This is a genomic window from Bosea sp. RAC05, from assembly GCF_001713455.1.
Lineage (GTDB): Bacteria > Pseudomonadota > Alphaproteobacteria > Rhizobiales > Beijerinckiaceae > Allobosea.
This window is the reverse complement of sequence record NZ_CP016464.1, coordinates 2,939,499-2,952,766: the sequence shown is the minus strand read 5'-3', so window position 1 is coordinate 2,952,766 and position 13,268 is coordinate 2,939,499. Positions and strand designations below refer to the sequence as shown.

At 67.8% G+C, this 13,268-nt stretch carries 11 protein-coding genes; 6 read left to right on the top strand and 5 right to left on the bottom strand.

What is annotated here, in order from left to right; translation table 11 throughout:
* Positions 1 to 42: 42 nt before the first annotated feature.
* Positions 43 to 1,248, bottom strand: coding sequence for a pyridoxal phosphate-dependent aminotransferase (locus BSY19_RS17435; RefSeq protein ID WP_069055253.1), 1,206 nt, complete (start codon positions 1,246 to 1,248; stop codon positions 43 to 45).
* 159 nt (positions 1,249 to 1,407) lie between these two features.
* On the opposite strand from BSY19_RS17435, the gene BSY19_RS17430 reads away from it, so the two are divergent.
* The 5 genes from BSY19_RS17430 (at position 1,408) to aat (ending at position 5,572) form a co-directional block, all read left to right on the top strand.
* Positions 1,408 to 2,220, top strand: a complete 813-nt coding sequence (locus BSY19_RS17430) for a DsbA family protein (RefSeq protein ID WP_069055252.1) — start codon at positions 1,408 to 1,410, stop codon at positions 2,218 to 2,220.
* 102 nt (positions 2,221 to 2,322) lie between these two features.
* Complete coding sequence (gene aroQ, locus BSY19_RS17425; RefSeq protein WP_069055251.1) at positions 2,323 to 2,781, top strand: type II 3-dehydroquinate dehydratase; 459 nt, start codon at positions 2,323 to 2,325, stop codon at positions 2,779 to 2,781.
* Between the two features lie 68 nt (positions 2,782 to 2,849).
* Entirely contained in the window at positions 2,850 to 3,311 is a 462-nt protein-coding gene (gene accB / locus BSY19_RS17420; RefSeq protein WP_069055250.1) for an acetyl-CoA carboxylase biotin carboxyl carrier protein, read from the top strand.
* Positions 3,312 to 3,337: 26 nt separating this feature from the next.
* Positions 3,338 to 4,702: an acetyl-CoA carboxylase biotin carboxylase subunit gene (gene accC, locus BSY19_RS17415; protein WP_069057202.1), complete on the top strand. Its 1,365-nt coding sequence runs from the start codon at positions 3,338 to 3,340 to the stop codon at positions 4,700 to 4,702.
* Positions 4,703 to 4,891: 189 nt separating this feature from the next.
* Entirely contained in the window at positions 4,892 to 5,572 is a 681-nt protein-coding gene (aat, locus tag BSY19_RS17410) for a leucyl/phenylalanyl-tRNA--protein transferase (protein WP_069055249.1), read from the top strand.
* 7 nt (positions 5,573 to 5,579) lie between these two features.
* Here the strand turns inward: aat and BSY19_RS17405 are convergent, their stop codons facing one another.
* Positions 5,580 to 6,227, bottom strand: coding sequence for a DUF2155 domain-containing protein (locus BSY19_RS17405; RefSeq protein WP_069055248.1), 648 nt, complete (start codon positions 6,225 to 6,227; stop codon positions 5,580 to 5,582).
* A 104-nt stretch (positions 6,228 to 6,331) separates the two neighbouring features.
* Positions 6,332 to 6,742 carry an NADH:ubiquinone oxidoreductase subunit NDUFA12 gene (locus tag BSY19_RS17400; protein WP_069055247.1) on the bottom strand — a complete coding sequence of 137 codons (411 nt, stop codon included), beginning with the start codon at positions 6,740 to 6,742 and terminating at the stop codon, positions 6,332 to 6,334.
* Positions 6,743 to 7,517: 775 nt separating this feature from the next.
* Here BSY19_RS17400 and BSY19_RS17395 point away from each other — a divergent pair.
* On the top strand, positions 7,518 to 11,240 hold the full coding sequence (locus tag BSY19_RS17395; protein WP_069055246.1) for a vitamin B12-dependent ribonucleotide reductase: 3,723 nt from the start codon (positions 7,518 to 7,520) through the stop codon (positions 11,238 to 11,240).
* 400 nt (positions 11,241 to 11,640) lie between these two features.
* Here BSY19_RS17395 and BSY19_RS17390 read toward each other — a convergent pair whose 3' ends face one another.
* Both BSY19_RS17390 and BSY19_RS17385 read right to left on the bottom strand, forming a co-directional pair.
* Positions 11,641 to 12,093 (bottom strand): DUF302 domain-containing protein, encoded by a 453-nt coding sequence (locus tag BSY19_RS17390; RefSeq protein WP_069055245.1) that lies wholly within the window; start codon positions 12,091 to 12,093, stop codon positions 11,641 to 11,643.
* A gap of 31 nt (positions 12,094 to 12,124) precedes the next feature.
* Positions 12,125 to 13,072 (bottom strand): radical SAM protein, encoded by a 948-nt coding sequence (locus tag BSY19_RS17385; RefSeq protein ID WP_236840387.1) that lies wholly within the window; start codon positions 13,070 to 13,072, stop codon positions 12,125 to 12,127.
* Positions 13,073 to 13,268: the final 196 nt, after the last annotated feature.

Sequence of the window (13,268 nt, the reverse complement as noted above, 5' to 3'; positions counted from 1 at the left end):
AGCGCGATTTGGCGCTGTGATGGGGGCCTTGGCAAGCGCTGGCTAGATGCTCCGCTGCAGCCAGGTGCCCATCCGCGCCACCGCCTCCTCGCACTCTCCCAGCGAACCGGCGAAGGATAGCCGGACCGTGCGGGCGCCGCGGCCTTCGTCGAAATCCAGTCCGGGCGTGATCGCGACGCCGGCGCCATTCAGAACATCGCGGCAGAAGCTCATGGAATCATTGGAATATCGGCCGATGTCGCAATAGATGTAGAAGGCGCCGTCGACGGGCAGGAAATCGCCGAGCCCGATCTTTGGCAGCGCCTCCAGCAGATAGGCGCGGTTTTCCGCATAACCGGCCTTGATCGCCTCGCATTCGGCGGTCGCCTCGAACGCGGCCTCGCCCGCGACCTGGCTCAGATAGGGCACCGAGATCGAGAGGTTCTGCTGCAGCCGCTCAATGGTGCGCACGAGCCGCTGCGGCACGACCAGCCAGCCGACGCGCCAACCGGTCATGCAGTAGTACTTCGAGAAGGAGTTGACGATGATCGCGTCGGGGTCGGCCGACAGCGCCGTCGTCGCCGGCTGGTCGTAGGTCAGCCCGTGGTAGATTTCGTCCGAGATATACCAGAGGCCGAGCCGGCGGCACTCCGCGGCCACGGCGGCGATGGCGTCGGGCGCCATCACGACGCCGGTCGGATTGGCCGGGCTCATCGTCAGCACGCCCGCCAGTGGCTTCTCGCGATGGGCGCGGGCGATGAGGTCCGGCGTCAGGGCAAAGCGCGTCTCGGGGCCGACCTCGATCGCCACCGGCTCGAGGCCCAGTGCGATCAGGATGTTGCGATAGGCCGGATAGCCAGGGGCGGTGATGGCGATGCGCGCGCCGGGCTGGAAGCAGGCGAGGAAGGCGAGGATGAAGCCGCCCGAGGAGCCGGTCGTGACCACGACGCGCTCGGCCGCCACATCGACGCCATAGGCTTCGCCGTAATGTCGGGCGATGCGAGCCCTCAGCGAATCCGTGCCCAGCGCCTGGGTGTATCCGATGCGGCCATGCTCGAGCGCGCGCGCCGCGGCGGCGCGGATCGAGGCCGGCGTCGGCGCCGAGGGCTGGCCGACCTCCATGTGGACGACCGAGCCGCCGCCCCGCTCGATCGCAGCCGCCTGGTTCATCACGTCCATGACGATGAAGGGCTGGACGCGCGCGGCGCGTGCCGCGGGCTGCCGCGTTTCCTGCGGGCCAGGAGCGGATGGCGTGGCGGTGTCTGGCATCGTCTCGTCCCGAGCAGGTTGGCGTCCCGGCGGGCGTAGCCGAGGCGTCCCGGCCCCGCAACCGGTGGCAAAGCTGTGAATTGACGCCCGCGCCGGGAGCGCCGAGAAGCGACCCAGCATCAGAACCGGTCACGCGCCGGAACCGAGAAGGAACACCCGATGGCCCTTTCCACCCTGCCCCGGCGGCTCGCCCGCCTGCTGCCGGCCCTCGTGCTCGGCCTGGGCCTCGCCGCGGCTGCCGCGCCCGTGCTGGCGCAGGGCACGACGCCCGCGCCGGGCCTCAGCGCGGATCAGCGCAAGGCGGTCGTCGAGCTGATTCGCGAGACGCTGCTGCAGAACCCGGAACTGATCCAGGAAGCGCTGATCGAACTCGAGCGGCGCAATGCCGTGGCGCAGGCCGATGCGCAGCGCGGCGCGGTGACCGCGGAGAAGGCCCGCCTGACCGATCCGGCCACGTCGGCGATCGTCGGCAACCCGCAGGGCGACGTCACCATCATCGAGTTCATGGATTACAACTGCGGCTTCTGCAAAAGGGCGGTCGAGGACGTCCGCATCCTCGTGAAGGAGGATCCGAAGCTCAGGGTGGTGATCAAGGACTTCCCGATCCTCGGGCCCGATTCGGTCGAGGCGAGCCGCGTCGCGGTGGCGGCGATGACCCAGCTCCAGGGGCAGAAGTACTTCGATTTCCACAACAAGCTGATGGCTACGAAAGGCCGCATCAATGCCGCCAAGGCGCTCGAGGTCGCCAAGGAAGCCGGCGCCGACATCGAGCGGCTGAAGAAGGAGATGGAGTCGGCCCAGACCAAGGGCGTGATCGAGGACACGATCGCGCTGGGCGACCGGCTCGGCCTCACCGGCACGCCGGCCTTCATCCTCGGTGACGAGGTCGTGTTCGGGGCCATCGGTGCCCCGGCCCTCAAGCAGAAGATCGAGGCCGTCCGCAAATGCGGCAAGACGAACTGCAGCGGCTGACGGCCCTGTGCGCCTGACGCTCCGGCAGGCTTCCCCTGCCGGCCCGCAGCGTCTATGAGGGCGGCGTCCGCCGCCTTGGGCGGCGCCGGAAACAACCGCGCCATGGTCGCCGTCCACGTCCTCAACGGTCCCAATCTCAACCTGCTCGGCACCCGCGAACCCGCCACCTATGGCGCGGTGACGCTGGCGGGCGTCGAGGAGCGGCTGAAGGCCAGGGCACAGGCCGCCGGCGTCGAGCTCGTGTTCCGGCAGACCAATTACGAGGGCGAGCTCGTCACCTTCATCCAGCAGGCCGGCCTGGCCGGCGCGGGCGTCATCATCAATGCCGGCGCCTACACGCACACCTCGGTCGCGCTGCGCGATGCGATCAAGGGCACCGATGCGCTGGCGATCGAAGTCCATGTCTCGAACGTCCACGCCCGCGAAGAGTTTCGGCACCATTCCTATATGGCGCCGGTCTGCGTCGGCGTGATCTGCGGCTTCGGCGTGGCCAGCTACGACCTTGCTTTCGACGCGATCGTGCCGCTTCTGCAGAAGCGGGCGGCGAAGCCGGCGGCCTGATCCCCGCACCCCTCATCCCCTGCGGGCGCCCGCGCCCGATCCAAGACCACGAAGACGGTGAAACCGCCATGGCGACCAAGAGCCCGATCGACCCCGAACTGGTCCGCGAACTCGCGCAGCTTCTGAACGAGACCGATCTCACCGAGATCGAGGTCGAAAAGGGCGATCTGCGCGTACGCGTCGCCCGCACCATCACGGCCACCGTCCAGGTGCCCGCGGCCGCCGCTCCGGTGCTCGCTGCGGCGCCGGCCGCCGCCGCCCCGGCTGTGCCCACCGATGCGAAGGCCGCCGCGCATCCCGGCACCGTGCCCTCCCCGATGGTCGGCACCGCCTATCGCCGGCCTTCGCCGGACGCCAAGCCCTTCGTCGAGATCGGCTCCGTCGTGAAGGCGGGCGAGCGCGTGCTGCTGGTCGAGGCGATGAAGACCTTCAACGACATCGTCGCGCCCCGCGCCGGGACGGTCGTGGCCATCATGGTCGAGGATGGGCAGCCCGTCGAATATGGCGAGCCGCTTCTGGTGATCGAGTGAGCGGCCCGGCAAACGGCGAGCGCAAGATGTTCGACAAGATCCTGATCGCCAACCGCGGAGAGATCGCGCTGCGCGTGCTGCGCGCGGCCAAGGAACTCGGCATCGCCACGGTCGCGGTCCATTCCACGGCCGACGCCAACGCCATGCATGTGCGCCTCGCCGACGAGAGCGTCTGCATCGGCCCGCCGAGCGCCCGCGAGAGCTATCTCAACATTCCCGCCCTGATCGCGGCCTGCGAGATCACCGGCGCCGACGCCGTGCATCCCGGCTATGGCTTTCTCTCCGAGAATGCCCGCTTCGCCGAGATCCTCGAGCGCCACAACATCACCTTCATCGGCCCCAAGGCCGAGCATATCCGGTCGATGGGCGACAAGATCGAGGCCAAGCGCACGGCCAAGGCGCTCGGCATCCCCTGCGTGCCGGGCTCGGAAGGCGGCGTCACCGATGACGGCGAGGCGCTGAAGATCGCGGCCGAGATCGGCTTTCCGATCATCATCAAGGCGGCGTCCGGCGGCGGCGGCAAGGGCATGAAGGTCGTGCGCAGCGAGGACGAGATGTCCGTCGCGCTCTCGACCGCGCGCACCGAGGCCAAGGCCAATTTCGGCGATGATGCGGTCTACATCGAGAAGTATCTCGAAAAGCCGCGCCATATCGAGATCCAGGTGCTGGGCGACGGCCAGGGTCATGCGATCCATCTCGGCGAGCGCGACTGCTCGCTGCAGCGACGCCATCAGAAGGTCTGGGAGGAAGGCCCCTCGCCCGCGCTCAATGCCGGCGAGCGCGACCGGATCGGCGCGATCTGCGCGGCCGCGATGTCCAAGCTGCAGTACCGCGGCGCCGGAACGATCGAGTTCCTCTACGAGGATGGCGAGTTCTATTTCATCGAGATGAACACCCGGATCCAGGTCGAGCATCCGGTGACCGAGATGATCACCGGGATCGACCTCGTCAACGAGCAGATCCGGATCGCTGCGGGCCTGCCGCTCTCGATCCAGCAGAAGGACGTCGTCATCGAGGGCCATGCCATCGAATGCCGCGTCAATGCCGAGCATCACGCGACCTTCCGGCCCTCGCCGGGCAAGATCGTCTCCTTCCACACGCCGGGCGGTCTCGGCGTGCGCGTCGATTCGGCGGCCTATCAGGGCTATGTCATCCCGCCGCATTACGACTCGCTCGTCGGCAAGCTGATCGTGCATGGCCGCAACCGGGCCGAATGCCTGATGCGGCTGCGCCGTTCGCTGGACGAGTTCGTCGTCGACGGCGTCGACACGACGCTGCCGCTGTTCCGCACGCTTGTGCGCAACCCGGACATCCTGAACGGCGACTACAACATCCACTGGCTCGAGAAGTTTCTCGCCGCCGGCGGGATGGACGAGACGGGCGGCGCCTGAACGGTCGAATCTCTCGGGACCTCATCCTCAGGAGCCGCGAAGCGGCGTCTCGAAGGATGCTCCAGATGTCTCAGGATCCTCCTGGACCATCCTTCGAGACGCGCTCCTGCGGAGCGCTCCTCAGGATGAGGGCTGACGATCGTTGGACAGCCGTTTGACTCCCGCGCCCGCCCGCGCTCCCCTGCGCCCATGAAGGCACGCTCCATCCCCGTGCGCACGCCCGACATCACGCCCGAGATCATGCTGCGCGCCTATGCGGCCGGCATTTTCCCGATGGCGGAGACCGCTGACGACCCCAACCTGTTCTGGGTCGAGCCGGATCTGCGCGGCGTCATTCCGCTCGACGGCTTCCACCTGTCGTCACGGCTGGCGCGAACCGTCCGCTCTGAGCGGTTCGAGGTCCGTGTCGACAGCGATTTCGAGGCGGTGATCGCGGCCTGCGCCGAGCCGCGGCCCGACCGCCCGGACACCTGGATCAACCGCCGCATCCGCGACATCTTCGGCGCGCTGTTCCGCATCGGCCATGTCCATACGGTCGAGTGCTGGCGCGAGAGGCGGCTGGTCGGCGGTCTCTACGGGCTGGCGCTGGGCGGGGCCTTCTTCGGCGAGAGCATGTTCCACCGCGAGACCGATGCCTCGAAGGTCGCGCTGGTGCATCTCGTGGCGCGGTTGCGTCTGGGCGGCTACAGGCTGCTCGACGCGCAGTTCCAGACCGCCCATCTGGCGCAGTTCGGCACGCAGGAGGTACCGCGCGCGGCCTATCAGCTGCTGCTCGAGCGGGCGCTGGCGGCGCCGGGCGACGCGGCCGTCTGGTCGCCGGGCCAGCACGTCTCGGGCGCGCAGGCCGTGGCGAACGTCACGGCCGCCTGAAGGGCGATCAGTTGCCGCCGGCCGGGTCGCGGCCGGGATTGGTCGGGAAGAAGCGCTGGGTCGGCGCCTGGCGCGGCGCGACCGGGACGCCCTGCGGCGGGGCCACGTCGATGCGCTGACCGGGCGGCGGCAGGATGTCGCCCCGTCCGCCCGGAGGCGGCAGGCCGGGCTGCTGGTTGACGTCGCGGGCGGGGTTGCGCGGCCGGCGCGGCTCTTCGGGAATCGGAGCCTCGGGCTCCTTGGGATCGACCACGAGCTCGGTTCCGCCTTTGCAGTCGGTCAGCCAGACGTCGTAGATCGCATGCTCGACGCCATGCAGGCCCGGGCTGGCGGCATACATCCACCCGGTGAAGATGCGCCGGTACTCGTTCTTGAAGGTGACCTCGTCGACCTCGGTGAAGCTCGTCGTCTGCGGCGCCTCGGTGGGAGGCCGCGTCCAGCAGACCCGCGGCGTCAGCTGCAAGGCGCCGAACTGCACGGTCTCGTCGACCGCGACCTCGAAGGAGATGATGCGGCCGGTGATCTTGTCGAGCCCGGCGAAGACGGCGGTCGGGTTGCGGATGCGGTCGGCCGCGGCCGGGCCGGTCAGCGCGAGCGACAGAAGCGCGGTCGAAACCAGGCCGGCCAGGGCCGGAAAGCGGGAGGGCGACGGCATGGCTGTGTGGCGAATCTCTGCAACGGCGCGGGCAAGCCGCGTCGGCGCGCAGTAACACGCCAAACGCAGCGGAAAAAGGGCGATCGCCCGCGCGGCGCGGGGCTTCAGCGCCCCGGTGTCCAGGGCTCGTAGTCGCCGGTCGCGGCGGGGCGCTCGCCCTCGCCCAGGATCGAGCCCTTGGGACGGTAGGCCAGTGCCGTGCCGGTCCAGTTCTGCTGATGCGGCTGCTGCCAGTCGCGCGGCTCGTAGCGCTCCTCGGAGGGGGCGACGTCGACCGTATGCTGCAGCCAGCCCTTCCAGCCCGGCGGAACCTTCGACGCCTCGGCCTCGCCATTGTAGATCACCCAGCGACGCTGATAGCCCAGCGCCCCGTCCTTCACGCCGCCCTTGGTCCGGTAATAGACGTTGCCGAATTCGTCCTCGCCGACGCGCTCGCCGAAGCGCCAGGTGTGGAAGCGCGTGCCGATGGTCTGGCCGTTCCACCAGGTGAAGATCTGCAGCAGCCAGTCTTTCATCGTGCTCGTCCCGCGAAAGGGGGCAGCGGCCGCGCGCGGCGCGAACCGTCGTTGCGGCGACTTATGGCGTCGGTGCGAGGCCCTGTCCAGTGTCCACAGGTTTCGGGCAGCGGCACGGCCGCCCCCGTGAGGCTGTGTCGATTCGCCTGGGCGGCCGGATCGCAGGCCGTCGCGGTGTCGGGCCGATTCGCAGCGGCGCGGTCGCCAAAAGGCCTTTGGGCGCTGGCGGTTTGGCCCGGATGCGGAGAGCGGCCGCGAAGGCGCCCGGCCGGTCATGGCAGGAAAGCAACAGGTAACCATGTTCTCGCGCATTTGAGCGGTCGGGACGGGTCTGACGGTCGTCGGCGGGGCGCCGGGCGCTTGCGATTCTGCGTGGAATTTCCGAGGCTTGTCGGGCGGCTTGCAACTTATCCCCTGAGTTCACAGATAGGCACTAGATGTCGTGTCTGGCGGTGAGGCGGCGCACTAATCCTTGACGGAACGGTCCATCCGGGACTAGGTTTTGACAGTCGCGTGACGGCCGGCGGAGACGCCTTTCGATACCCGCGCCAAGAGTTTCCAGAGGGGTCGAGGCGGTTTTCGCGGCACACCGGCATGGTGGCGCCGAGGCGGCGCGCGCGGCCTGTCTGGCCGCAACCGGACGAAGCAGGGCGGGACAGAACGCCTGCGCGTCCACGGGGCATCAAAACCGAGTTGGGCTGACATCAGGAGCCGGTGATCAACCGGCCGCGCGAGGCGTGACCCGCCCGCGGCAAGCATCAGGGAATGACGGATCATGCGCATCGAGCGCCGCTACACCTCCGCCGGACAGTCGCCTTACGCCGCCATTCCCTTCCGATCCGCCGTCAGCGAGATTCGCAATCCTGACGGCTCGATCGTGTTCCGGCTGGAAGGCATCGAGGTGCCCGAGTCCTGGTCGCAGGTCGCCAGCGACGTGCTCGCGCAGAAGTATTTCCGCAAGGCCGGCGTGCCGGCGCGGCTGAAGAAGGTCGAGGAGAACGACGTCCCCTCCTTCCTCTGGCGCTCGGTCGCCGACGAGACGGCGCTGGCCGCCCTGCCCGAGGGCGAGCGCAACGGCTCGGAGATCTCGTCGAAGCAGGTGTTCGACCGCCTCGCCGGCTGCTGGACCTATTGGGGCTGGAAGGGCGGCTATTTCACCTCCGAGGAGGATGCCGCCGCCTTCCATGACGAACTGCGCTTCATGCTCGCGACGCAGCGCGTCGCGCCGAACTCGCCGCAATGGTTCAACACCGGACTGCACTGGGCCTATGGGATCGACGGGCCGAGCCAGGGCCATTTCTACGTCGACTACAAGACCGGCAAGCTGACCAAGTCGAAGTCGAGCTACGAGCATCCCCAGCCGCATGCCTGCTTCATCCAGGGCGTGCAGGACGACCTCGTCAACGAGGGCGGCATCATGGACCTCTGGGTCCGCGAAGCCCGCCTGTTCAAATACGGCTCGGGCACCGGCTCGAACTTCTCGATGCTGCGCGGCGAAGGCGAGAAGCTCGCCGGCGGTGGCCGCTCCTCGGGCCTGATGTCCTTCCTCAAGATCGGCGACCGCGCGGCCGGCGCGATCAAGTCGGGCGGCACGACGCGCCGCGCCGCCAAGATGGTCGTGGTCGACGTCGACCACCCCGACATCGAGACCTATATCGACTGGAAGGTGAAGGAGGAGCAGAAGGTCGCCGCCCTCGTCACCGGCTCCAAGACCGTCCAGAAGCACATGAAGGCCGTGCTCAAGGCCTGCGTGAACTGCGAGGGCGAAGGCGATTCCTGCTTCGACCCCGAGAAGAACCCGGCCCTGAAGCGCGAGATCAAGCTCGCCCGCAAGGCGATGGTGCCGGACAACTACATCAAGCGCGTCATCCAGTTCGCCAAGCAGGGCTACAAGGACATCCAGTTCGACATCTACGACACGGACTGGGATTCCGAGGCCTATCTCACCGTCTCCGGCCAGAACTCGAACAACTCGGTCTCGCTGACCGACGACTTCCTGCGCGCGGTCGAGAACGACGGCGACTGGAACCTGACGGGGCGCACCACCGGCAAGGTGACGAAGACGCTCAAGGCCCGCGACCTCTGGGAGAAGATCGGCTACGCCGCCTGGGCGAGCGCCGATCCCGGCCTGCACTTCAACACGACGATGAACGACTGGCACACCTGCAAGGCATCGGGCCGCATCCGCGCGTCCAATCCCTGCTCGGAGTACATGTTCCTCGACGACACCGCCTGCAACCTCGCCTCCGCCAACCTGCTGCAGTTCTACGACCGGCAGAGCAAGGAGTTCGACGTCGCGGCCTATGAGCATCTCTGCCGGCTCTGGACCGTCGTGCTCGAGATCTCGGTGACGATGGCGCAGTTCCCGTCGAAGGAGATCGCGGAGCTCTCCTACGAGTACCGGACGCTCGGCCTCGGCTACGCCAATATCGGCGGCCTGCTGATGACCATGGGCCTCGGCTATGATTCCGACGAGGGCCGTGCTCTGGCCGGCGCGCTGACCGCGATCATGACCGGCGTCTCCTATGCGACCTCGGCCGAGATGGCCCGCGAGCTCGGGCCCTTCCCGGGCTACAAGAAGAACGCCCAGCACATGCTGCGCGTCATCCGCAACCACCGCACCGCGGCCCATGGCATGGCGAGCGGCTATGAAGGCCTCGAGGTCACGCCGGTGCCTCTCGACCACGGCACGCTGGCCCGCCTCGGCGGCTCCTCGACGCTGATGTCGGAGCGCGCCCGCATCGCCTGGGACAACGCGCTGGCGCTCGGCGAGAAGCATGGCTACCGCAACGCCCAGGCGACCGTGATCGCGCCGACCGGTACGATCGGCCTCGTCATGGATTGCGACACCACCGGCATCGAGCCCGATTTCGCCCTGGTGAAGTTCAAGAAGCTGGCCGGCGGCGGCTATTTCAAGATCATCAACGCGGCAGCGCCCGATGCGCTGCGGGCGCTGGGCTATCGCGAGAGCGAGATCGCCGAGATCGAGGCCTATGCGGTCGGCCATGGCTCGCTGGCGCAGGCGCCGGGCGTGAACCACGGCTCGCTGCGGGCCAAGGGCTTCAGCCAGGACAAGATCGACGCGATCGAGAAGGACCTGAAGGCCGCCTTCGACATCAAGTTCGTCTTCAACAAGTGGACGCTGGGCGAGGATTTCCTGACCCAGACGCTGAAGGTCCCGGCCGAGAAGCTCAATGACATGAGCTTCGAGCTGCTGCCCTTCCTCGGCTTCTCCAAGGCCGAGATCGAGGCCGCCAACGTCCATGTCTGCGGGGCGATGACGCTGGAGGGCGCGCCGCATCTCAAGCTCGAGCACTACCCGGTCTTCGACTGCGCCAATCCCTGCGGCCGCGTCGGCAAGCGCTATCTCTCGGTCGAGAGCCATATCCGCATGATGGCGGCGGCCCAGCCCTTCATCTCGGGCGCCATCTCCAAGACCATCAACATGCCCAACGACGCCACCGTCGAGGACTGCAAGAACGCCTATATGCTGTCCTGGAAGCTGGCGCTGAAGGCCAACGCCCTCTACCGCGACGGCTCCAAGCTCTCGCAGCCGCTCAACTCGGCGCTGATCAGCGACGAGGAGGACGAGGACGACGCAGTCGAGGCGCATTACCAGCAGCCGATGACGGCCCGCGCCACGCAGGTCGCGGAGAAGATCGTCGAGCGCATCGTCGAGAAGGTGGTGCGCGAGCGCGAGAAGATGCCCGCCCGCCGCACCGGCTACATCCAGAAGGCGGTCGTCGGCGGCCACAAGGTCTATGTCCACACCGGCGAATATGCCGATGGGCGCCTCGGCGAGATCTTCATCGACATGCACAAGGAGGGCGCTGCCTTCCGGGCGATGATGAACAACTTCGCCATCGCGGTCTCGCTCGGCCTGCAATACGGCGTGCCGCTGGAGGAGTATGTCGAGGCCTTCACCTTCACGCGCTTCGAGCCGTCGGGCTTCGTGCAGGGCAACCAGTCGATCAAGAACGCGACCTCGATCCTCGACTACGTCTTCCGCGAGCTGGCGATCTCCTATCTCGGCCGGCACGACCTCGCCCATATCGATCCGAGCGAGATCGGCCATGACGTGATCGGCGGCGGCGTCGGCCAGGACAAGGCGCCGCAGACGACGACGCCGATCACCTCGAGCCCGCTCGCCTCGACCGGCTTCCGCCGCGGCAAGCCGATCAACTTCCACGCCATCCAGGGCGGCGCCGGCCTCGCGACCGGCACCGAGACGACGGCGCGCGGCGGCGCGACCGTCACCGCCTTCACCACCGTCGGCGCCACCGCGCTGAAGGAGGAGGAGAGCTTCGGCGAGGCGGAGATGGCCAAGCTCGGCTTCTCGGCCCCCGCCGCCCAGCCGAGCGCCTCCGAGCGCCGCGCCGAGGCGATCATGAAGGGCTATGTCGGGGACTCGTGTGGCGAGTGTGGGAACTTCACGCTGGTGCGGAACGGGACCTGCCTGAAGTGCAACACGTGTGGCTCGACGACCGGTTGTTCGTGACGCTCACGGGCCTCTCTTGTTGAAAAAAGAGAGGCATCGTGTTGCCGCGATTGTCGGTCGAGTTCCGCAGTCTGCTTCTGGACGTCCGGCTTTAGCCGGGCGTCCAATCTCATTTGAGGTCGTCCCGATCGCTGCGAGCGGCCAAGGCCGGGTGCTCCGATCGACAGCGTCGCGGCCGCGATTGGGCCTTGGATCATTGATGCCCAGCTCCCTGCCCCAGTGGGATTCGGCAAGCGGCTGCGCCTGAGCAAGGCTGCCTCGGTCGCGACGTCCTTAAGGCGCAAAGTCGGACCTCCATGGTGACGATCACCGATGGTCGGCTATTGGCGCTTCGTGGAGACGAGCGCCCGCGTTTGTGGCCTTAAGCTGACTTGTTGAGTGTCCGGTGTCCGGCTGCCGGTCACTGACCGCCAGCGGCTTTGGCCAGACCGGCGAGCGCGCCGGCCATCGCGGTCAGTGGCTCGTCCTGTCCGGTGATCTGATGACGCTCCTTGAGCGCCGACGGGGGCGTGTAGCCGATCGTGACCTTCCCGGTTGCGTCCTGCCAGACCAGCATCTTCATCGGCAGCTCGATCGCGACCGATGGCTGGGCCAGCATCAACGGCGTGCCGAGGCGCGGGTTGCCGAACAGGATCACCTCGGTCGCCAGCATCTCGAGCCCGACCGCCTTGGCCGCGGCGGCGTGGTCGATCCGCGCGGCGATGCGGATGCCGCGCTTCTCGAGTTCGGCCGCCAACCGGTCCGACGTCTCTTTCACGGCGAAGCGGCTTTCGACCGTGGTGAGGGGCTGGGACAGCGCCGTCGCGCTCGTCAGCAGCAGGGCGGCCAGACTCATGGCCAGTGCGCGTGTCATCTGGGGAACTCCGCCTGCGAGGTTTTGGGGATCAGGACTTCTTCACGCCGCAGGCCGCGCCGCCCAGGACACAGAAGGTCGCGCAATGGCGATGGTTCAGCGGCACCGGGACCGCCGCCTGCTTCAGCGTGCGGCCGAGCTCGAAGCGCTCGTCATAGGCAATCAGGGTGCAGGCGACGACTGCCGGCGCCTCGGCGCCCTTGCGCCGCACGACCATTCGCGAGGTCGCGCACATGACGTCGTCAGGGCTCTTGTCAAGAATGCCCCAGCACGCCTCGGTGATCTCCGGCGGGTTGCCGTCGGGAGTCATCTCCGGAAAGATCACCAGCTGGACCGGGTCGTCGCAGTCGACCGCGATCGCCTCGCGATCGAAGAGCGCGCGATAGCCCGCGCGTGCGACCGTCTCCGGCTCGGCGTCCAGATGCCGACCGGCGATCTCGACCTGGAAGCCTTCCCGCGAGAGGAAGCGCAGGCCCTCCATCGCCTTGGCGAAGGAGCCCGCACCCCGCTCCGCGTCGTGGACGGTGGCATGATGGCTGTCGAGAGACACGCGAAAGCGCAGCAACCCGCCATGGGCCTCGCGCAGCCGCCTGAGCTGCTCCTGGCGCCGCATCATCGGCCGCATCGCATTGGTGAGCACGAGCGTCTCGAACCCGCGCTCCAGCGTCTCCGTCAGGATCGCGATCATGTCGCGGTTCATGAACGGTTCGCCGCCCGTGAAGCCGATCATCCGGACCGGCAGCCGCTCGACCCGCACTTCATCGAGATAGGTCGTGACATCCGCCTGCGAGAGATAGACCAGCCGGTCGTTGCTGGGGGAACTCTCAATGTAGCAGTTCTGGCAGGTGATGTTGCACAGCGTGCCCGTATTGAACCAGAGCGTCTCCAGCCCCTTGAGAGCGACGCTCGCGCGGCGCTCGCCCCGGGCGGTCAGCACGGGATCGACGAACTTGGCCGGCATGAGGGTTGGCGCGTTCACATCTGGTCTCCGACGCTGGTCACGGGAAGATACGCGTCCGGCGACCGCTTCGTTACCTCAGCCCCCCACTTTTTTGTCGTGACGCTCGGTGCGCCGCGCAGCGCCGGGGCGGAATGCGGCCCCTCCCCCGGCTCGCCCGGCCCCCTATGCCGGCCTCACGCAAAGCTGCTTTGCGCAGCCGCGCCGCCGCTTGTAA